The 20851-nt window shown below is 59.3% G+C and carries 20 protein-coding genes; 13 read left to right on the top strand and 7 right to left on the bottom strand.

Annotation, left to right across the window (positions count from 1 at the left end; translation table 11 throughout):
• Positions 1 to 4: 4 nt before the first annotated feature.
• Genes NW842_RS06095 through NW842_RS06085 form a run of 3 tightly spaced genes read left to right on the top strand, consistent with a single transcriptional unit; the run spans position 5 to position 1494 of the window.
• Entirely contained in the window at positions 5 to 286 is a 282-nt protein-coding gene (locus NW842_RS06095) for a monovalent cation/H(+) antiporter subunit G (protein ID WP_414398841.1), read from the top strand.
• A gap of 9 nt (positions 287 to 295) precedes the next feature.
• Entirely contained in the window at positions 296 to 817 is a 522-nt protein-coding gene (locus NW842_RS06090; protein WP_414417673.1) for a DUF4040 domain-containing protein, read from the top strand.
• Entirely contained in the window at positions 814 to 1494 is a 681-nt protein-coding gene (locus tag NW842_RS06085; protein ID WP_414417672.1) for a Na(+)/H(+) antiporter subunit B, read from the top strand. The genes NW842_RS06090 and NW842_RS06085 overlap by 4 nt, the downstream gene beginning before the upstream one ends.
• Here NW842_RS06085 and NW842_RS06080 read toward each other — a convergent pair.
• Together NW842_RS06080 and NW842_RS06075 are read right to left on the bottom strand one after the other, a co-directional pair.
• Positions 1489 to 1914: a type II toxin-antitoxin system VapC family toxin gene (locus tag NW842_RS06080; protein ID WP_414357734.1), complete on the bottom strand. Its 426-nt coding sequence runs from the start codon at positions 1912 to 1914 to the stop codon at positions 1489 to 1491. The two genes, NW842_RS06085 and NW842_RS06080, sit on opposite strands and share 6 nt — an antisense overlap.
• The gene (locus tag NW842_RS06075) at positions 1898 to 2131 is read right to left on the bottom strand and encodes a FitA-like ribbon-helix-helix domain-containing protein (protein WP_071818136.1); all 234 of its coding nucleotides are present in this window, start codon (positions 2129 to 2131) and stop codon (positions 1898 to 1900) included. Before NW842_RS06075 ends, NW842_RS06080 begins: the two co-directional genes overlap by 17 nt.
• 279 nt (positions 2132 to 2410) lie before the next feature.
• Between NW842_RS06075 and carB the strand changes: the two genes are divergently transcribed.
• Positions 2411 to 5659, top strand: a complete 3249-nt coding sequence (gene carB, locus NW842_RS06070) for a carbamoyl-phosphate synthase large subunit (RefSeq protein WP_414417671.1) — start codon at positions 2411 to 2413, stop codon at positions 5657 to 5659.
• Positions 5660 to 5998: 339 nt separating this feature from the next.
• Positions 5999 to 7054, top strand: a complete 1056-nt coding sequence (gene psbA / locus NW842_RS06065; RefSeq protein WP_414341568.1) for a photosystem II q(b) protein — start codon at positions 5999 to 6001, stop codon at positions 7052 to 7054.
• 6 nt (positions 7055 to 7060) lie between these two features.
• Here psbA and NW842_RS06060 read toward each other — a convergent pair whose 3' ends face one another.
• The 3 genes from NW842_RS06060 to NW842_RS06050 form a co-directional block, all read right to left on the bottom strand.
• Complete coding sequence (locus NW842_RS06060; RefSeq protein ID WP_414417670.1) at positions 7061 to 8911, bottom strand: aspartate kinase; 1851 nt, start codon at positions 8909 to 8911, stop codon at positions 7061 to 7063.
• A gap of 44 nt (positions 8912 to 8955) precedes the next feature.
• On the bottom strand, positions 8956 to 10491 hold the full coding sequence (locus NW842_RS06055; RefSeq protein ID WP_414417679.1) for a site-2 protease family protein: 1536 nt from the start codon (positions 10489 to 10491) through the stop codon (positions 8956 to 8958).
• A 250-nt stretch (positions 10492 to 10741) separates the two neighbouring features.
• Positions 10742 to 10996, bottom strand: coding sequence for a DUF751 family protein (locus NW842_RS06050; protein ID WP_414356569.1), 255 nt, complete (start codon positions 10994 to 10996; stop codon positions 10742 to 10744).
• 327 nt (positions 10997 to 11323) lie between these two features.
• Here NW842_RS06050 and NW842_RS06045 point away from each other — a divergent pair, with 327 nt between their 5' ends.
• Positions 11324 to 11926 (top strand): hypothetical protein, encoded by a 603-nt coding sequence (locus tag NW842_RS06045; protein WP_414417669.1) that lies wholly within the window; start codon positions 11324 to 11326, stop codon positions 11924 to 11926.
• A gap of 166 nt (positions 11927 to 12092) precedes the next feature.
• Positions 12093 to 12740, top strand: a complete 648-nt coding sequence (locus NW842_RS06040; protein ID WP_414356563.1) for a flavin prenyltransferase UbiX — start codon at positions 12093 to 12095, stop codon at positions 12738 to 12740.
• A gap of 126 nt (positions 12741 to 12866) precedes the next feature.
• Here NW842_RS06040 and NW842_RS06035 read toward each other — a convergent pair whose 3' ends face one another.
• Positions 12867 to 13985 carry an alpha/beta fold hydrolase gene (locus tag NW842_RS06035; protein WP_414375149.1) on the bottom strand — a complete coding sequence of 373 codons (1119 nt, stop codon included), beginning with the start codon at positions 13983 to 13985 and terminating at the stop codon, positions 12867 to 12869.
• Positions 13986 to 14086: 101 nt separating this feature from the next.
• Between NW842_RS06035 and NW842_RS06030 the strand changes: the two genes are divergently transcribed.
• From NW842_RS06030 to cbiE, 3 genes are read left to right on the top strand one after another with little or no spacing between them, the layout of a single operon-like run.
• Entirely contained in the window at positions 14087 to 14740 is a 654-nt protein-coding gene (locus NW842_RS06030) for a cobalt-precorrin-8X methylmutase (RefSeq protein ID WP_414375151.1), read from the top strand.
• Positions 14741 to 14773: 33 nt separating this feature from the next.
• Entirely contained in the window at positions 14774 to 15715 is a 942-nt protein-coding gene (locus NW842_RS06025; protein WP_414356556.1) for a hypothetical protein, read from the top strand.
• Positions 15716 to 16975: a precorrin-6y C5,15-methyltransferase (decarboxylating) subunit CbiE gene (cbiE, locus tag NW842_RS06020; protein WP_414417668.1), complete on the top strand. Its 1260-nt coding sequence runs from the start codon at positions 15716 to 15718 to the stop codon at positions 16973 to 16975.
• Positions 16976 to 17034: 59 nt separating this feature from the next.
• Here the strand turns inward: cbiE and NW842_RS06015 are convergent, their stop codons facing one another.
• Positions 17035 to 17637: an NYN domain-containing protein gene (locus NW842_RS06015; protein WP_414356551.1), complete on the bottom strand. Its 603-nt coding sequence runs from the start codon at positions 17635 to 17637 to the stop codon at positions 17035 to 17037.
• Between the two features lie 304 nt (positions 17638 to 17941).
• Here NW842_RS06015 and sfsA point away from each other — a divergent pair, with 304 nt between their 5' ends.
• The 3 genes from sfsA (at position 17942) to xth (ending at position 20817) form a co-directional block, all read left to right on the top strand.
• Entirely contained in the window at positions 17942 to 18661 is a 720-nt protein-coding gene (gene sfsA, locus NW842_RS06010; protein ID WP_414375047.1) for a DNA/RNA nuclease SfsA, read from the top strand.
• A gap of 98 nt (positions 18662 to 18759) precedes the next feature.
• Complete coding sequence (locus NW842_RS06005; protein ID WP_414343949.1) at positions 18760 to 20019, top strand: GTP cyclohydrolase II; 1260 nt, start codon at positions 18760 to 18762, stop codon at positions 20017 to 20019.
• A gap of 12 nt (positions 20020 to 20031) precedes the next feature.
• Entirely contained in the window at positions 20032 to 20817 is a 786-nt protein-coding gene (gene xth, locus NW842_RS06000) for an exodeoxyribonuclease III (protein WP_414330217.1), read from the top strand.
• Positions 20818 to 20851: the final 34 nt, after the last annotated feature.

Raw genomic sequence — 20851 nt, 5'->3', positions numbered from 1 at the left:
AAGTATGGAAGTCTGGGTGGAAGGTCTGAGCTATCTGTTGTTTGGGGTTGGTGTGCTGTTTTGGCTGTGGGGAACGGCGCCGCTCCTTGGGGATCGCTCGATTTTATTTAAGCTGCACGGCCTTTCGGTGTCGGACACCCTGGGCTCTATGAGCATCATGCTGGGGCTGCTGTTGCGGATCCCACGGGAATGGCCCCTGTTGGTGTTGGCACTGATCTCCCTGGCTATTTGGAATACCATTCTGGGCTATGTGCTGGCGTTTTGCTCGCAGCGCAAGTCCCTATAGGAGGGCAGGATGGAAGAGACCCTGTTGCTGGTGATGGCGTTACTCCTGCCCCTGACGGCGAGCCTGGTGGTGACTCAGACCAATCCCTACCACGCCTTGGTAATGCGAGGGATCCTGGGGACGATTGCCGCCCTGATCTATGCGCTGTTTGGGGCGGCGGATGTGGCCCTGACCGAGGCACTGGTGGGCACCATGCTTTCTATTACCCTCTACGCCATTGCGGTGCGCTCTTCGCTGAGCATGCGCCTGGGCGTTCTCGAAGGCAGCCCTGTGCTGGAGGCCAGTACCTCAGCAGCACGGCAGTTGTTACAGCAGATGCGCCAAGGGCTACAGCGGTACCACATGCGCTTGGAGTTGACCGCCTATGGGAGTTCAGAGGCGTTGGTGGCTGCTCTTCGCAGCCGGGAGGTACACACCATTGCCCTTGAGCCCAGTGGAGAAGCAGCAGAGTATCGCCTGGTTACACGCGTGCCCCGCCTGCAGGCCATTTTGGCGCAGCAAGCTCTGGCCACTGAGGTGATGGCAACATGAAGTGGGTGTATGGGATAGCGGTGTTGCTGGCAGCCCTACAGCTCATCGTGGGCGAGGTGGGATCCGTGTCCCCCAATCCCACAGCGGGCGTGGCCTTAGTCGAGGCGGTGGAGATTCTGGCCACCGAAAGCGGTGTGCCCAACACGGTGACGGGTCTCATTCTGCGCAACCGCCTCTACGATACGGTCTTTGAAGTGGTGGTGTTTTCCACGGCAATTTTGGGCGCCCAATATCTGCTGGCGGATGAGCAGCCGACAGCCAATGTAGCTCAATTTACCGATATTCCCTCGATTGTGTTGGCGCGAGTGGGAGCCACCATTTCGGCTTTGATCGCGGTGGAGCTTGCCATTCGAGGGCACCTGACGCCGGGCGGAGGCTTTGCTGCCGGGGTGGCGGGGGGGACGGCCATTGGCTTGGTGGCGATCACCGCCTCTTCCACCTGGATGGAGGCCATCTACAAACGGTGGCGGGCTGCGATGTGGGAGAAGCTGTCGGTGGTGGCGTTTATCGGGGTGGCTGTGATGGCTCTGGCCGGCTGGGAATTGCCTAGAGGGGAGTTGGGGGATCTGTTTAGCGGCGGCTGGATCCCGATTCTCAATATTCTGGTGGCGATCAAAGTGGCGCTGGGATCCTGGGCGGCAGTTTTGATCTTTATTCGCTACCGCGGCTTGTTATGAGGGTCTAAATGGGTTAATGAGAGGTACCCCTGTCCCGGCAAAATCACGGACATTGCGAGTAACCAGGGTAAGTCCGTAAACCAAGGCTGTAGCAGCCAGTTGTTTGTCAATCGCATTTTGAGAGTGAGGTACGCACAGGCTTCCCCATACCTGGGCTTCGGTAATTGTGAAATCAAGAATGTGATCGGCATAGTCATCGACAACCGTTTGCAGCCACCTCTCCAGAAGGTTGGCTTGCAGATGATCGCCGCGATGGCGCATGAGTTCAACGCCTCGGCGGAGTTCGCCCAGCGTGATCACGCTGATGTAGATGCGGGCCTCTTGCTCAATGGCAGTTTGAAGAAATTCTTGAACCCCGGAGTTGGCTTGACTGTGTTTGCTCAGCTCACTGATGACGTTAGTGTCAAGCAAATACGTCATGGGCAGTGTTATCTTGCACTCGCTCAAAGTCTGAATCGTTGCCAACGTTAGGTATCGATCTGAGCACTTCGGCAAAGGACTGTTTCGCAGGCTGGAGTAAGACTTGCTCTAGGATTTTGCGGTGTTCGGCCTCTGCACTAACGCCGTGACGACTAGCCCTTTGTTTGAGAGCTTTGACAATGGCTTCGTCAACATTGCGAACAATTAACGTGGCCATAGAGCGTTTCCTCGATCGGCAGATCCCTGGGCGGCTTTGCTGCGACGATAGCATTGATATCATCTAAAGTTCAAGTTTTCCCGTCTATTGATACTGATGAAGAAGCTGCCCTTTTGCGGGTTGCCCCAGAGAACTCCTGCCTGCCAGGGATCCAAGCTCTGCCTGCTGTGCATAGCCTTTGAAAGCGCAACACCCAAAAAAGAGGGATCCCGATGAGCAACTTGACCTGCAGGTGACCTCTACAATAGAAGGCTGACTCTGCCACCTGGTGGGATCCCTATGCCGCGCCGCACCGATATCCACAAAATCTTGCTCATTGGAGCGGGGCCGATCGTCATTGGCCAAGCCTGCGAATTCGACTACTCGGGCACCCAAGCCTGCAAAGCCCTGCGGGAAGAGGGCTATGAGGTCGTTTTGGTCAACTCTAACCCCGCCACCATCATGACGGATCCCAGTATGGCGGAGCGCACCTACATCGAGCCGGTGACGGTGGACTTTGTGGCCAAAATTATCGAGCGGGAGCGCCCTGATGCTTTGCTGCCCACCATGGGCGGCCAGACGGCCCTCAACGTGGCGGTGCAACTGGCCCAGCAAGGGATCCTGGAGCAGTACGGGGTGGAGTTGATTGGGGCCAAGCGGGAGGCCATTGAAAAAGCCGAAGACCGGGATCTCTTCAAGCAAGCCATGCAGCGGATTGGCTTGGCCGTGCCCCGCTCTGGCCTGGCCCACACCCTGGAAGAAGCCAAGCAGATTGCCCAGGAGATCGGCTATCCCCTCATCATCCGCCCGGCCTATACCCTGGGGGGCACCGGTGGTGGGGTGGCTTACAACCAGGAGGAGTTTGAAGAGATCTGCGCTGCCGGCTTGGAGGCCAGCCCCGTTTCCCAAATCTTGGTGGAAGAATCGGTCATCGGCTGGAAGGAGTTTGAGCTGGAGGTGATGCGGGATCTGGCGGATAACGTGGTGATCATCTGCTCCATAGAAAACATCGACCCGATGGGGGTGCACACTGGCGACTCCATCACCGTGGCCCCGGCCCAAACCCTCACCGACAAGGAATACCAGCGGCTGCGGGACTATGCCATCGCCATCATGCGCGAAATTGGCGTAGAGACCGGGGGATCCAACGTGCAATTTGCCGTCAACCCTGCCAACGGCGAGGTGCGGGTGATCGAGATGAACCCGCGGGTCTCCCGCTCTTCTGCTTTGGCCAGCAAGGCCACCGGCTTTCCCATCGCCAAAATTGCCGCCAAATTGGCAGTGGGCTACACGCTGCCGGAGATCCCCAACGACATCACCCGCAAAACTCCGGCCAGCTTCGAGCCCACCATCGACTATGTGGTCACCAAGATCCCTCGCTTTGCTTTTGAAAAATTCCCCGGCGCAGAGCCGGTTCTCACCACCCAGATGAAATCGGTGGGGGAGGCGATGGCGATTGGCCGCACTTTTCAAGAATCCATCCAGAAGGCCCTGCGTTCCCTGGAAATCGACCGTCCCGGTTTTGGCAGCGATAGGCCGGAGGTTTTCCCCAAGCCGGAGGAAGTGCGGGCCAACCTGCGCACCCCCAACCCCTTCCGCCTGCTCACCATCCGCACCGCTCTGCTCATGGGCTTTTCTGCCCAGGAGATTGCCCAACTCACCCACATCGATCCCTGGTTTATCGACAAGCTACAGGAGTTGGTGGAGGTGGAGCAAGCCCTCAAGGGGCGGGAGCTGGGATCCCTGAGTGCTGAGGATCTGCGGCATCTCAAGCAAATGGGCTTCAGCGACCGACAAATTGCCCACCTCACTGGATCCACGGAACATCAGGTGCGGGCCTGCCGCAAAAGCCTGGGGGTGATCCCCACCTACAAAACTGTGGATACCTGCGCTGCCGAATTTGAGGCTGCTACCCCCTACCAGTACTCTACCTACGAGAGCGAGTCGGAGATTTTCCCGGCCCGCAAAGAGAAGGTGATGATCTTGGGAGGTGGCCCCAACCGCATCGGCCAGGGGATCGAATTCGACTACTGCTGTTGTCATGCTGCCTTTGCCCTCAGCCGCCTGGGTTACGAAGCGATCATGGTCAACTCCAACCCGGAAACCGTTTCCACCGACTACGACACCGCCGATCGCCTCTATTTTGAGCCGCTCACCCATGAAGAGGTGATGAACTTGGTGGATGCTGAGCAGCCGGTCGGCCTGATCGTGCAATTTGGCGGCCAAACCCCGCTCAAGCTGGCGCAGGGGCTGGCAGCAGCCCAGGCTCCCATCTGGGGAACTTCCCCCGACTCCATCGACATTGCTGAGGATCGGGGGCGCTTCGAGCGCATCTTGCGGGAGTTGGATATTCGCCAACCGGCCAACGGCATTGCCCGCAGCGTGGAAGAAAGCTTGGAAATTGCCCGCCGCATCGGCTATCCGGTGGTGGTGCGGCCCAGCTACGTCTTGGGGGGACGAGCCATGGAGATCGTCTATTCCGACCAAGACCTGCAGCGCTACATGCAACTGGCGGTGGCGGTGGATCCGGATCGTCCGGTGCTGGTGGATCAGTTTCTGGAAGAGGCGGTGGAGGTGGATGTGGATGCCATTGCCGACCGCACCGGCGCTGTTACCATCGGCGGCATTCTGGAGCACATCGAGCAGGCCGGGATCCACTCGGGCGATTCGGCCTGTGTATTGCCCAGCCGCACCCTCAGCCCCGAGGTGCTGCGGGTGATCCGCGAGTGGACGGTGAAGTTGGCCCAAGCTCTGAAGGTGGTGGGCCTGATCAACGTGCAATACGCCGTCCAAAAAGGTCAAGTCTATATCCTGGAGGCCAATCCGCGCGCCTCCCGCACCGTCCCCTTTGTCAGCAAGGCCATCGGCCATCCGCTGGCAGACTACGCCGCTCAAGTGATGAGCGGCAAAACCCTAGCCGAGCTGGGCTTTACCCAGGAGGTGATCCCCTCCCACATTGCCGTCAAAGAAGCGGTTTTGCCCTTCCACAAGTTTCCCGGCACCGACACGCTGCTGGGGCCGGAGATGCGCTCCACCGGTGAGGTGATGGGCATTGACACGGACTTTGGCCGCGCTTACGCCAAAGCCCAACTGGCGGCGGGGCAGAATCTGCCTCTCCAGGGGACGGTGTTCATCAGCGTCAGCGACCGGGATAAACAGGCGGTCATCCCGGTAGCCCGCGAGTTTGTGGGGCTGGGCTTTCGCCTGTTGGCCACCGAAGGAACCCAAAAAGTTTTAGCCGAACACGGGATCCCGGTGGACAAAGTCCTCAAGCTGCACGAGGGACGGCCCCACGTCATCGACGCCATCAAAAATCACCAGATTCAGCTCATTATCAACACCCCTTCCGGTGTCGAGGCGCAGCAAGATGGCCAAAAGATCCGCCGCACTGCCCTGGCTTACAAGATCCCTCTGGTGACCACCTTGGCAGGGGCCAAAGCCACTGCGGCTGCCATCCGTGCTTTGCAGTCGGGATCCCTGCAGGTGAAGTGCTTGCAGGATTTTTTTCCACCCAGGAATGCCCCAAGCAAACTTCTGGAAGCCCCATGAAGAGCCCATAGGGTCTTGCCGGCAGGAGAAAAAGCGGATCCTGAACGACTTCTCTTTCTTGAACCCATTCTTGAGAAACATCTGCTCGAGCTTGGCTGCCATCAACTGCCGGGAAGCTCTCAAAGATATCCCAATTGCAACAGGCGGGTGCTGATTTGTATCGACAAATCCATTTTTTTCACATTCCCGTTGCGGAAGTTAGGGATCCCTGTCGGCATCCCTAAAACTGTCTAGCCTGAAAGAAGGAGACGCTTTTGGCGGTCGGCGCGGGAAGAGTTTTGCCCCGTTCAAGGAAGCCGACAAAGCAAAGAATGGTTTTGTCTCTTTAGGAGTTGGCCTATGAGTACGGTAATTCGCCGCTCCTCGGCTGCACGGCAGCTCTGGAGTTGGAATGGCTTTTGTCAATGGATAACCAGCACCGAAAACCGGCTGTACATCGGCTGGTTTGGCGTGTTGATGATCCCGACGCTGTTGGCGGCGGCCTTTTGTTTTGTGATCGCTTTTGTTGCTGCTCCGCCGGTGGATGTGGATGGGATCCGCGAGCCGGTGATCGGCTCTTTGATAGGGGGGAACAATCTCATCTCGGCGGCGGTGGTGCCCACCTCAGCGGCCATTGGCCTGCACTTTTATCCCATTTGGGAAGCCGCTTCTTTGGATGAATGGCTCTACAACGGCGGCCCCTACCAACTGATCGTGCTCCATTTTTTGATTGGGGTGTGGTGCTATCTGGGCCGGCAATGGGAGCTGAGCTATCGCTTGGGCATGCGTCCCTGGATTGCGGTGGCGTTTTCCGCTCCGGCGGCGGCGGCTACGGCGGTGCTCTTGGTTTACCCCATCGGCCAGGGCAGTTTCTCGGAAGGCTTGCCCCTGGGGATCGCCGGCACCTTCTACTTCATGCTGGCTTTCCAGGCGGAGCACAACATCCTCATGCACCCTGCTAGCTGGCTGGGGGTGGCCGGCGTCTTTGGCGGCGCTCTGCTGGCCTCCCTGCACGGCTCCCTGGTGATCTCCAGCCTAATCCGCGAGACCTCGGAAGAAGAGTCACAAAATGCCGGCTACCGCTTCGGGCAGGAGGAAGTCACCTACAACTTCCTGGCCGGGCACTACGCGTTCTTGGGGCGGCTGGGGTTCCCCGGCCTGGGCCTGAGAAACAGCCGTTCCGTCCACTTCTGGATGGCGGCCCTGCCCACAGTGGGGATTTGGGCGGCGGCAATAGGTATCGGCATAATGGCCTTTAACTTGAACGGCTTGAACTTCAACCAGTCCATCCTGGACAGCCAGGGCCGGTTCATTCCCACCTACGCCGATCTCCTCAACCGCGCCAATCTGGGGATCCAGGTGATGCACGCCCCCAACGCCCACCATTTCCCCCTGCTGCTGGCGGCTCAACCCTAAGGCAGGCTAGGGGCAGTCCAGCCGGAAAGCGCGGTGAATAGCTTGCAAGGCCGGGATCCCTCGATCCCGGCGCACTACACAGCTCACCTTGATCTCCGAGGTGGCGATCATCTCGATGTTGATTCCCGCCTCGGCCAGAGCTGCAAACAGACGGGCAGCGACGCCGGGATAGGTTTCCATCTCAGCGCCGACAATGCTGACCTTGGCAATGTCGTGATCTGCGTCAACGCCTGCCGCCTGGAGTTCTTCGGCCACCTGCCGACAGACCGCCTCAGCAGCCATCGCTTGATCCTGAGGCACGGTAAAGGCAATGTCGGTGCTGGGGATCCCATTGTGGTAGCCCCGCTGGCTTTGGATGATGGTGTCCACGATGATCCCGGCAGCCGCCAAGCGCCCAAACAAATGGGCGGCAGTTCCCGGACGATCCGGCACTTTGCGAAGGCCCAGCCGCGATTGCTTCAAATCCAGGGCAACACCGCGTACCGGGTGGCTGTCTTGAGGGGCAGCCGGCATCTTTGCCCGATGCAAGTGGGGGATCACCTGGAACGACTCTCCCAGAGCCAAGGCGGCATCCCCGGCCCGCTCCGCAGCCACCACACAGCTCACCTTGATCTCGGACATGGAGATCATCTGCAAATTGATCCCGGCCTCGGCCAGCACCTGGAACATTTGCGCCGCGATCCCAGGTCGGCCCATCATCCCCACCCCGGCAATGCTGACTTTGGCCACCGCCTCATCCACAATCACCGCTGCACACTGCAGCTCTTGGCCAATCCGCCGGGCAACGGCTGCAGCCTCGGCCACCTGCGACCGGCTGACCGTAAAGGCAATGTCATTGGTGGGCTGGGGCACGGATCCCTGCGGCAAGGAGTCCGTCCCGCTGGCGCAAGAGGCTGTGAACTGGAGGGACTGCAAAATCAAATCCACATTCACCCCTGCTGCCGCGATCCCCTGAAAGAGCTGGGCGGCAATGCCAGGGCGATCCGGCACCCCCACCAACACCAACTTGGCCTGATCCCGATCCAGCTCCACCGTATCCACCGCCAGGCCCAGCTCGATACTGCTGTCGGCAGCACGAGGACGGGGGGGAGGAGAAAGAATGAGAGTGCCCTCGCATCCCGCCTGCAACGGCTCCAAGCTGGAGCGCACCCGCAGCTTCACACCGTAGTTGCGGGCAATTTCCACCGAGCGGGGATGCAGCACCTGGGCCCCCAAGCTGGCCAGCTCCAACATTTCATCACTGGTGATCTCCGGCAACAGCCTGGCCTCAGGCACCTTACGCGGATCCGTGGTGAAGATCCCCGGCACATCGGTGTAGATCTCACACAGCTCTGCTCCCAAAGCCACTGCCAAGGCCACCGCCGTGGTGTCGGATCCCCCCCGACCCAGGGTGGTGATCTCCAGCTCCGCCAGGCTGGTGATGCCCTGAAACCCGGCCACCACCACCACCTCTTCCCGCTCCAGGTGCTGCCACAGGCGGTCGGTGTGGATGTGCAAAATGCGTGCCCGGCTGTGATCCCGAGTGGTGACAATGCCCACCTGGGCTGCCGTCAGGGAAAGGGCAGGACACCCCAAGCGTTGCAGCGCCAAGGCCACCAGGGCAATGCTCACCTGCTCACCGGTGGAAAGGAGCATATCCCATTCCCGCAACTGGGCCGGTGTGGTCGGGGATCCCTGCAAGATCTGCTCCCCCAAGCCCACAAGGCGATCGGTTTCATCCCCCATCGCCGAGACCACCACCACCACCCGATGCCCTGCCTTCACCGTGTGGGCCACCCGTTGAGCCACGGCCTGGATACGCTCCACAGAGCCGACAGAGGTACCGCCGTACTTTTGAACAATTAAGCTGCGTTGCATGAGAGGAGAACGAGGTCAGGGGCGGTTTGGATCCTACCCCGGATCTAGGCCAAGCCCAGTCCATTTTGCAAAAACGGCGGCACCGGCAGCAGGATCAGCACCAGCAGCGTTAGCATCCCCAGCCCCAGCAGATCCCGAGCCTCGTCCAGTTCCGTCACATCGTTGAGGGCCGGCTCGTCAGCACTGGAAATCACAAACAGCAGCAGCGCCCAGAGCAACAGCCAAGGCTGCACCGTCAAAGCCAGCAGCAACACCAACCAGCGGGCTACCCGGCCCACATTCGCTCCCATCTGCTGTCCATACACTGCGTGGACAATGTGCCCTCCATCCAGTTGGCCCACCGGCATGAGGTTAAAGGCAATCACCACCAAGCCCAGCCAGCCGGCAAAGGCTAGCGGGTGCAGCTCGATCACCTGCCCCGGCTGCAACTGATCCCCCAGCACCATGCGGGCCAGAATTGCCAGCAGCACCGATAGGCGCGGGTCAATGCGATGAAAACTAATCGGGGTCGGCTGCCCCTCCGGCACCGCGGGAGGATCTGCAGGCGCTGAAAACAACAGCCCCAGCAACAGCATGCCCAAAGCAACAAGACTCCCTGCCAGCGGCCCAGCGGCGGCGATATCAAACAACACCTTGCGGTTGGGCACCGGCTCTTTCAACTGGATAAACGCCCCAAAAGTCCCTAGGACAAAAGGCACCGGGATGAAATAGGGCAGCGAGGTTTTGATGTGGTGGCGGCGGGCCACCCAGTAGCGAGTCCACTCATGGGATCCCAAAATGGCAAGGATCCCGACCGCATAGGGCAATCCTTTCATCAGAGAGGGCAAATGCAGCAGCCGGTCAGGGCTAACCCCAGCCGCGTGGGCCCCAGCACTGAGGGTCGTCCAGAAGGTGAATAGCAACAGCCCCAAAGCCAGCAGCGGCAACTCTCGACTGTCCTCCAGGGAGCGCCGCGCCGCCGGGTTGGGCACCAAGGCAAAAAAGGGCTTACCGGCAAACCCCTCCTGCAGCACCACCAAAAAGCGTTTGCCGAAAGTGGTTTCCACGTTTTGCTGCACCCGCTCATAGGCTTCACTGGGATCCGCCCGCAAGTTGCCCTGGCAGATGATCGCCTGGGGGCGGTACTCCACATTTTGCAAATAAAAGACGTTCCAGGGGAAGCAGTGGCTCAGCTTTTCCCGCGGCACTTCGGAGATGGGGGTGTGGGCAAGAGCCACCGAGACCGGATCTGCGGCGCTGTCTTCTTCCTCTTCCTCCGGCTCAGGTTCTGCAGCCGGCGAGGGATCCGCTTCTGGGGATGCGTTTTCCACTTCGGGCCGAGGGTCTACGGTTGGGGGTCGAATGCCCCCTCGTCTCACCAAGGTCATGCTGGTAAAGTAGGAGGTGAGAAACAGCAGCAACATCAGCAAGGGAGGCAATTCGTACTGAAACACCTGACGCCCCAGCACCCAAACCAAAGGGGGCAGCATCATCACCAGCCACAGGATCCGCCACGGCACCTTCGAAAGGCGGGCCACACTTTTTTGCAGCAGCAGGTAGGTTGCAGAACCCACCAGCGCCAACAGGATCCAATCTGCCATGAGTTGCAAAAATAAACGAGGGAACGGAGGAGAACACCTCTACCAAGCTAGCGGCAAATCCAATCCCCTCGCTACAGCTTGCAGCCGGGATCCCTCAAGAGCCCAATTGTTGCGTGGCCTGCTCAGAGGTGTCCACCGTATCTGCTGGATCCCCAATTTCCGGGCAAGCTTTTCGCTTTTCTTGCGGGCGGCGGGGCGAAAAAAGGAATCTCCTTGAGGCGTGCCTCTGCTTCCGGCGTCCACTGTACGGCTAACCCAGCAGCCATTCTGGCAAAAAGGTATTCCCTGTCATGCCTCGCAGGGTGAAATAAACAAACAGCAGCAACAGCAGGGATCCCAGCGTCACCATGGCCGCCGCTGTTGGACTTTTGCGATACAGGCTAACAAAAGGCTGGAGGCCGGCCCAGATCCCCCCCAGCAAAACGGTAATAAAGTAGGTGGGGTAACGGGAGACATTCTCCACAAATTGGTCTTCCAGTCTGCGGGGGGGCTGCGGCTGTGGCATGAGCAGCTCGGGCTCTAACTCCTTTCTCCTCAGTGTGCCACAGGTTGCTGTCAACCACCCGGAGCTTGGCCATCTTCAGGGAATTGGCAGCAACTCAAAAAACGAACTTCCGTTGGCGCTCTTTTTGCAGCCGGGCAACTTCAGCTCCAATGGATAAAACAACGGCTGTGGCACCAACTGACCGGCGCCGGCCTCTGCCGCTTGGCTCATAGCCTCTGCAAGGGGGAAAATCTGCCATATTTGAGTATCAGAAAGAACATCTCCTTGACCAAAGAGGGGTTGGAGCGAAGGGGAGACTGCGCAGATTCAGGAAACCGAGAACCTGATATGGTAGGCGTTATCTTGCCTGCTTTGCCCGTTTGCTTGGCGCGGCCACTTTCCTCTGGACTGATGCGAGAATTGCCCTCTGATCCTTCCAATCGTGCCGGCGTACCCTTTGGGGATCAGACCCTGGCTCTGATGCGCGTCCAGGAGGCCCTGGATCAACTGGAGGCAGCCATTCTCAGTAGCCCTCGCCTGTTTTGGTCTCGCACCCTTATTGAAGAGGAAAAGATTCTGGAGCAGTTGGACTTTATCCGCCTGAACCTGCCAATAGCCCTAGAGGAAGCGGAAGAATTGCTGCGCCAGCGGGATCGGATCTTGGCGGAGGCCAATCGCTACGCCCAAGAAATTGTGGCCACGGCCCAGCGCAGGGCCGAGCAGCTCCTCAACGAATCGACCATTCTGCGACAGGCCCAAGCTCAAGCGGAGCAGTTGTTGCAACAAACCTATCAACAGAGTGAGGAAGTGCGGCGACAGACGCTTCAGGAATCGGAGCGCCTGCAGCGGGAAGCCCACCGTTACGTGGATCAGGTTTTGCAAGACCTGGAGTTGCGGTTGGTGGAATCCTTGCGGGTGATCCGCAACGGGCGACAAAATCTGCAAACCTAACAGCAAAGAGCCAGACTGCGACTTGAACGCTGCCTTCAACCTGTGCCAGGAGCATTTTTATCCCGCGTTGTGCAAGTCTTTTGGAGCGGTGGGTTAGGGATCCCCTGAGCAGGCGAGGGACAGCTCCCCTCGCTAGACTTGAGCAGAAGACGTTCCCCGGCGGCCCTTGACATCCTCTCTGCCTATCATCCTTGGCGTATCTGGCGCTTCAGGGATGCTCTATGCTGTGCGTGCTCTGCATGTTCTGCTCAGCCTGGACTACTGTGTCGAAGTGGTGGTCTCCAAAGCGGCCTATCAGGTGTGGCAGGGAGAACACGGGGTGCTGCTGCCGACAGACCCCCGCAAGCAGGCCCACTTTTGGCGACAACAAGCCGAGAGCAGCGGTGGATCCCTGGTTTGTCATCGCTGGCAGGATGTGGGGGCAACCATTGCCAGTGGCTCCTATCGCACGCAGGGGATGTTGGTGATCCCATGCAGCATGGGTACAGTTGCCAAGTTGGCTGCCGGCTTGAGCTCGGATCTGCTGGAGCGGGCTGCTGATGTGCAGCTCAAGGAGGGACGACGCTTGGTGGTGGTGCCGCGGGAAACCCCCTTTAGCCTGATCCACCTGCGCAACTTGACCACTCTGGCAGAAGCGGGGGCGCGCATTGTTCCGGCCATTCCAGCTTGGTACCACCAGCCGCGTACCATCCTAGATTTGGTGGATTTTGTGGTGGTGAAGGCGTTGGATCAGTTCGGTATTGATGGCGATCTCATTCGCCGCTGGCAGGGGATGCGCCAGCATCAGATCCTCAAGCTGCCCCCTGATCTCTGAGCGGGATCCCTTTTCCCGGCGGCAGGCTGGGATTTGGCTTGGGGGTGTTCCAAGCTGGGGGGGGCCCTGTGCCGATAGCCCTCACTTGTGGCACCTTGCCGGGAATAGCTCAGATCACTTGCTGAGCTAGCCGACTCGGGGATCCCGCTGAAGGGGGGTGGGCAAGTCAGGGCAGGTCTCCAGACTGGCCGCCCATTCCCCGATGAGGGTGTTGACCCAGTGAGGCAGCTCGTCGTGGGCGCAGTGGCCTACTCCCGGCAGCTTCACCAAGGTGAGGGCAGGTTGCCAGCGCTTAAATTGGTCTGCCAAAAAACTGGGCACTGCCGGATCTTCTCGGCCCCAAAGTAGCAAGATAGGCATTTTTAGGGTGGGCAGCAGGCGTTTGGGGCTGTCGAAGCGGCGGCAGAGAATGGCCCTCAGACCGTCCAAAAACACGTGGGCTGCCCCCGGCTCAAAGGCCGGCCTCTGGAAGATCTGCACCAGCTCCTCATCCACCTGCTCATCCCGCTTGTAGACGTTTTTGATCCAAGCCCGCAGCACCTCGGTTTGCCGCAGCCAGTTAAACAAATGGGGATAGGTGAGTGGGCAGCCCAAGACGGCCAGGATCCCGTCGCAAAGGAGCTGCACCAAGACATCCCAGGGAGGGGGTAATTCTTCGGGGTGAGGCCCATCGGCACAACTGATCAAGCACAAGCCTTTCACCATTTGGGGATAGCGGGCGGCGGCAATTACCCCCACCAAGCCCCCGATGGAATGGCCTACCAGGATGCTGGGCTGCTGGATGTGAGTTTGCCAAAACTCGTACACCTGCTCCACCCACAGATCAACGCTGTAGGCGATCTCCGGCTTGGCACTCTTGCCAAATCCCAGCAAGTCGAGGGCATAGACGGAGCGCTGGGATCCCAGAGGGACGATGTTGTGGCGCCAATGGCCCACCGAAGCCCCAAATCCGTGGATTAAAAGGGCCGGAGCTGCCGTTAAGTTGACTACACCGGCAGGGGTTTGGGCACGACTGGGAGTGTAAGTGAAATGGATGGGCCAGCCCCGCCAATGCCAGGTTTGGGGGTAGCCGTAGCGAGGCAAAGCCGACAAGGGATCCCTGTCGCTACCCGTTGGGGAAGGGGGGGGCGCATCAACAGAGGAGAAACCAGGAGCGCCAACGGAATTGGCGCCGACGGGAGCAGAAGGGGAAGGATGGGAGTCGAGTCCGTGCAAGGGAGAAGTGGGTGATAACAATAGGCTCATCTCCAATTTAGGCTAGACCAATCTTAGTGGTTTCCTCGGCTCATCATTTAATAGGACGTACTTTGCCACCGGTTCTTCTATATCTTCCAGGACATGCCAGCATGACTGTGTCCATAACCCCAGACCCAATGGATGAAGCCTTCGGGATAGACCCGATTACCGCTGCCAGCTTTCGCCAGATCGATCAGGAGATCGGCCCCCACCCCTGGCAAGGGATCCCTTATGAGGTGGTGCGCCGCGCCATTCATGCCACTGCCGACTTTGAGCTACGGGATCGCTTTTTCTTCGGCCCCAACGCCGTCGAACAAGCCCTGGCAGCCCTGCGGCAAAAGCGGCCTGTCGTTGTCGATGTCAGGATGGTGGCAGCCGGGATCCAGTCAGGTCTGAGAGCGCAAGGGATCCCGCTCCATTGCGCTTTGGACTGGGTGGAGGAGCCTCGTTGGCCCGGCCAAACCCGTGCCGCTAATGGGATGGTGAACTTAGCACGCCGCCATCCGGAAGCCCTGTTTGTCATCGGCAATGCCCCCACTGCACTGCTGGCTTTGGTGGAGGAGATTCGGGCACAGCGGGTCAAGCCGGCCTTGGTGATCGGAGTGCCGGTGGGATTTGTGGCGGTGGAAGAGGCCAAGCAGGCGTTGGCGCAAACGGATGTTCCCCAGATTCGCGTGGAGGGCCGCAAAGGCGGATCCCCGGTAGCCGCTGCCGTTGTCAACGCCCTTCTCTTGGCAGCCCAACGGGATCTCATCCCCAACTGACTAGAATTGAAGGGATATCTTCAGACCTTTCCCATGACCCCAGAACAAGAGGAGTGGCTGATTCGCAACCTTCAGCAACAACAAGAACAAATCCAAGAAATGCGGGCCGAGCAGCAGCGGTCGGCTGAGCGCTTTGAGGCTCAGATGGTTGAGATGCGGCAGGGCTTTGCAGCCCAAATCTCCGAGATCCGGGCTGAGCAGCAGCGGTCGGCCGAGCGCTTTGAGGCCCAGATGGCCGAAATGCGAGCCGAGCAGCAGCGGTCGGCTGAGCGCTTTGAGGCTCAGATGGTTGAGATGCGGCAGGGCTTTGCAGCCCAAATCTCCGAGATCCGGGCTGAGCAGCAGCGGTCTGCCGAGCGCTTTGAGGCCCAGATGGCCGAAATGCGGGCCGAGCAGCAGCGGTCGGCTGAGCGCTTTGAGGCTCAGATGGCCGAAATGCGGGCCGAGCAGCAGCGGTCGGCTGAGCGCTTTGAGGCTCAGATGGTTGAGATGCGGCAGGCCTTTGCAGCCCAAATCTCCGAGATCCGGGCTGAACAGCAACGATCTGCCGAGCGCTTTGAGGCTCAGATGGCCGAAATGCGGGCCGAGCAGCAGCGGTCGGCTGAGCGCTTTGAGGCCCAGATGGCCGAAATGCGGGCCGAGCGGCAGGCTATGGAAGCCCAACTCCAGACCGAAATCCAGGAGATCAGGGCGTTGATCCAACAGAACCAGGAGCGGATTCGACAGAACGAAGAGCGGGGAGACGAGCTGGAGGTGGCCATACAGGAGTGCCGCCGAGATATGCAGGCTGGGTTTGCCGAACTGAGGGAAGCGCAAGCCATGATGATGGAGCAATTTCGGGAGCGCGATGGCCGCCTGATCGAGGCTCAACTCAGCTTTATTCGGGAGATGCGGGAAATGCAACGGGAAGTGGCGGAGCTGCGACTGGATTTTCTCAATCACATGCGCCAATACCACCCACCTGTCGAACGTTAAATGGCTACGGCAGCACCTGGGCGGTCACCTCAGCTTGCGGTCGTAGGGGTAGCGGGGGATGGCTCTGTGGCTTCCTGGGGGATCCCCCCCCTTTCCCAAGCCAGGGTTTTGGCAGGAGCCCCTCATCTGCTCCGGCACTTTACCGATCATCCGGCCCGCAAGATCCCGCTCACCGGGCCGGTGGAAAGTTGGATCCCGCTTTTGCAGCAGGAGATGGCTCAGGGATCCCTAGTTTTGTTGGCCAGCGGGGATCCGCTTTTTTTCGGGATCGGGCGGCTGTTGACGGAGTATTTCCCAGCGGAGCGGTTGGCCTTCTATCCGCAGGTGAGCTCGGTGCAGCTGGCCCTGAACCGCCTGCAGATCCCCTGGCAGGAGGCGACCATCCTCAGCCTGCACGGGCGGGGAGTGGAGCGGTTGGAAGCCGTTCTCAAGCAGGGATCCCCTGTGATCGTGGTGCTCACCGATCCGGAGCATACACCGACCGTCTTGGCCCAGTTCATTGCCGACCTGCGGCTGCCGGTGCGTTACCAAGCCTGGGTCTGTAGTCAACTGGGATCCCCTCAAGAGCAGATCGTGCCCCTCCAGGAAGGTCAGAATTCATCCTTCTCCAACCCCAACGTGGTGGTGCTGCGACGGGTAGAACCGGAGCCAGATCCCCATCGCTGGCCTTTGGTAGGGATCCCGGACGACCAGTTCTACACCTTTCCCGACCAGCCCGGCTTGATCACCAAGCAGCCCATCCGCCTGCTCACCTTAGGATCCCTGCAGCTCCCCCAGGAGGGCGTGGTGTGGGACATCGGTGCCGGCACCGGCTCGGTGGCCATCGAAATAGCCCGTCTTTCCCCCCAACTTCAGGTGTACGCCGTTGAGCGGAATGCCGCCGGCATCTGCCTGATTCGGCGCAACCGGCAACGCTTTGGACTGGAGAACCTGCAGGTGATCCCGGGGGCAGCCCCCCAAGTGTTGGCCAACTTGCCCGACCCAGATCGGGTGGTGCTGGGCGGCGGCGGCAAAGGGATCCGCGACCTGCTGCCGGTGGTGGAAGCCCGCCTGCGGCCTGGAGGGATCTTGGTGGCCAACTTCGCTACCCTAGAAACCTGCAGCGAGGCCCTGCAATGGCTGCGTTCGCGCGGCTGGCAAGTTCGAGTAGATCACGTTCAGATCTCTCGCTCTGCCGTCCTGGCCGAGGGTACCCGCTTTGCCCCCCTGAACCCGGTTTACCTGCTGCAGGGGATCCCTTCAAACTCGGAATCACAGTGAACTTACTGAACTGATCGCTCCTCTCTTTTGGGGAGAGGAGCTAGGGGTGAGGGATGAAGTCACCCCTCGTCCTCCTCATCAGTGGTGAACCCCGGTCGGTACAGGTAGGGAGAGGAGGGACGGTTGGTTTTCTTAATTTGGTCTTTGATGGATTCCAGGTCGATGTAGCGATCCGCCAAGTTGATCAGTTGATCGCTGGTCATGGAACGCAGGCTAACCACCTCCACTCGCGCCCCTTGGTAGCTGACGGCATTGACCGCGTAGGCCAAGTCCCCATCACCGCTCACCAGCACAGCTGTCTCATACCAGCGCACCAGCGACAGCATATCCACGGCAATTTCCACATCCAGGTTGGCTCTCTTGGATCCATCGGGCAACTGGGTTAGCTCTTTGGTAACCACGCGGTAGCCATTGCGGCGCATCCAGAGCAAAAACCCCTGCTGCTTTTCGTTGTTGCGATCGACGCCGGTGTAGAAAAAAGAGCGCAAAAGGGGCGACCGACCACTCAGCGTCTTCAGCAGGCGGGTGTAGTCGATCTCAATGCCCAGTTGCAGAGCGGCATAGAACAGATTGGATCCGTCGATGAATATGGCCACACGCCCACGGTTGTCCTGCAAGGGATCCGCAGGCTGAAAGCCGGGATCAGGATCAAGACGCAGCATTCGGGTTTTCTTCTCCAAGTTTTGACAAAAGGGCAGAAAAAAGACGTGTTAAATGGGTTTAATCGCCAATACAGCTCTTTCCGGCAGCACTGACTACAGCTAATGCAGACGCCTCTCTTGTGCGATAGGGATCTTACTGCTTCCCAGAGTGATCTGCAGAATTCCCATGAAGTCGGAAAAAGCCGTAAAAGGCTGCCCCAAGCCTTGGGACACATGATTCACCCTAGCGCAGGAGAGACGATCCACGGAGAAGATTTCCAAAATCCTAAAGAAAAAATACCTACGATAAGGAGAGGCTTTGCGGATGGAGTGCAGGGATGGGCCGGTGCCTTACCGCTTTTCGAGCCCCTTGCACAGAGGGGTGCTGCGCAGCCGCTACAAGCGGTTTTTGGCCGATGTGGAGCTGGAAAACGGGCAACAGATCATCGCCCATTGCCCCAACACAGGGCCGATGAGTGGGGTCTGTCAGGTGGGGGCACCTGTGTACCTCTCCCATCACCCGGAGCCAAAACGGAAACTGGCCTACACCTGGGAGATGATCCAGGTGGATGGGGTATGGGTGGGGATCAACACCAGCTTGCCCAATCGCCTGGTGGACTGGGGGCTGGAGCGAGGGTGGTTTCCCCAGTTGGCAGGGTTTTCTCGCCGGCAACGGGAGGTGACCTGCGGCAGGAGCAAAATTGACTTTCTGCTGACAGGAGACTCTGGCTCGGCCTATTTGGAGGTGAAGAATACCACCTGGGCTGTGGGATCCCGCGCGCTGTTTCCCGATACGGTGACCACTCGCGGCCAAAAACACCTGGAAGATTTGATCGCGGTGCGCCAACAGGGTCAGCGTGCCCTGCTGCTGTACTGGATCAATCGCGCCGATTGCACCAAGTTTGCCCCCGGCGAAGAACGGGATCCCCGCTATGCCCGTCTGTTTCGTGAGGCCCTGCAAGCCGGAGTGGAGATGTTGCCCTATCGGGTCGAGGTTTCGCCGACAGGGATCCGCCCCTTGGGTTTGGCCAAAATCGTTGTCTAAGCACCCCAAAAGAAGGGGCAAGCTCTCTTGAAATGGCTGGGGATCGCCTATAATTCTGTTTTCTCCAGATTCTTCCATTTTCCAGGCATTTGAGGACCATGAGCGAACCTTCCTCCCGTCCTCATCACATTGTTCTCACCTCCCATCCCTCCCCTTATGGGACGCAAGCCCAGCCGATTCGCTGGGGATCCTTGGATCCACTGCAGCGGGGGCCGGTGGTGGGTAGCCTGACCAATCTTGCCCATCGCAATGTCATCGGCACCCATGCGGGAGCCTACGCTGTCTATCGGGCATTGGCTGTGGCCAGTGGCTCTTTGCAGGCGGATCACCGCGCCGATTTAACCAATACTGCCCCGGTGGTGTCGATTGGCCCTCACCCAAGCTGGGGAGATCCAGACCGGATTGTGTCTTTGGATCCCTGGGGAGCGGTTGTGGGAGAAGTCTTTGCCCCCCTCTATGCCCAGGGCTACGACATTCGTCCCACCATTGCCATTACCCAGGCCCACATCCACATGCCCGAACTGCAGGAGGCGGTCAACAAAGGGCGGTTGCGGGTGGATGGCCGGATCCTCAAAGACAATGGCAGCCTGGTGGTCACCAAAGCCGCAATCGAGCCGGTCTGGTACCTGCCGGGGATCGCCAAACGATTGCAGGTGAGCGAAAGCCTGCTGCGCCGCACCCTCTTCGAGCAGACGGGAGGCATGTTTCCAGAATTGGTGACTCGCCCAGACCTATCGGTGTTTTTGCCGCCCATCGGTGGCCAGACGGTGTACATCATCGGGCAAGTGGCCGCCATCACCGACCCGGCTTTGCCCCTGGCGGTGCGGGTTCACGACGAATGCAATGGTTCCGATGTGTTTGGCTCGGATATTTGCACCTGCCGCCCCTACCTGGTGCATGGCATTGAAGAATGCGTTAAGACGGCCCAAGCCGGTGGAGCCGGGGTGATCGTGTACCTGCGCAAAGAAGGCCGCGCCTTGGGAGAGGTGACCAAGTTTTTGGTCTACAACGCCCGCAAGCGCCAGGAAGGAGGGGATCGGGCTGATGCCTACTTCGCCCGTACCGAGTGTGTGGCAGGGGTGCAAGACATCCGGTTTCAGGAGTTGATGCCGGATGTGCTCCATTGGCTGGGCATAACCCGAATCGATCGCCTGATTTCCATGAGCGACCTCAAGTATCGAGCCATCACCAACTCCGGCATTGAGGTTCTGCAGCGGGTGCCCATCCCAGAAGAGCTGATCCCGGCGGATGCCCGTGTGGAGATCGAGGCCAAAAAAGCTGCCGGCTACTACACCGAGGGGGAGGTGCTGGATGCGGAGCGGCTGGCCCAAATCCGAGGAAGAGCCTTGGTGGAGTGAGCGGGATCCCTCATGCAAGTGGCCACCTGGAATGTCAACTCCATTCGCACCCGGCTGCCTCAGGTTTTGGCTTGGCTGGACAGCCAGGGATCCCTGGATGTGCTCTGCCTGCAGGAGACTAAGGTGGTGGATGAAGACTTTCCCCGGGCGGCCTTTCAGGAGCGGGGCTTTCATGTGGAGGTCTACGGGCAAAAGTCCTACAACGGTGTGGCTCTGATCAGCCGGGATCCCCCGGAAAAAGTGGAACGGGGGTTTGGTGCGCTGTTGCCTGCGGCGGCAGATTTGGATGAGCAAAAGCGGCTGATGAGCGCCATCTACCGCGGGATCCGTATTCTCAACCTTTATGTGCCCAACGGTTCTGAGGTGGGATCGGAAAAATATGCCTACAAATTGCGTTGGCTGGCCACACTGAAGGATTACCTCGCGGTTGCCCTGAGCCAAGGGGATCCCATCCTGCTCTGCGGGGACTTTAACATTGCCCTGGAAGATCGGGATATTTATGATCCCCAAAAAGCGGGAGAAATTATGGCTTCCGAACCGGAGCGACAAGCCCTGCGGGAGATCTTGGCTTTAGGGTTTGAGGATGCGTTTCGCAAGTTCACCCCCGATCCCGGCCATTTTAGCTGGTGGGACTATCGCTCGGGGGGGTTTCAAAGGAATCGCGGCTGGCGCATTGATCATCATTATCTGTCTCGTGAGCTACAGGAGAAAGCCACCGCTTGCTGGATCGATGTTGAGCCACGGCGGGCCGAAAAACCCAGCGATCATGCCCCTGTCATTGTTGCCCTGGATATTTAAGCGCCTTGTTATAGTCATTTCAAGCTAGGTTGAG

This window comes from Synechococcus sp. R55.4, assembly GCF_047461935.1.
In the GTDB taxonomy this organism is placed as follows: domain Bacteria; phylum Cyanobacteriota; class Cyanobacteriia; order Thermostichales; family Thermostichaceae; genus Thermostichus.
Note: the sequence above shows the minus strand (reverse complement) of the source record. Positions and strands in the feature narration are given on the sequence as shown.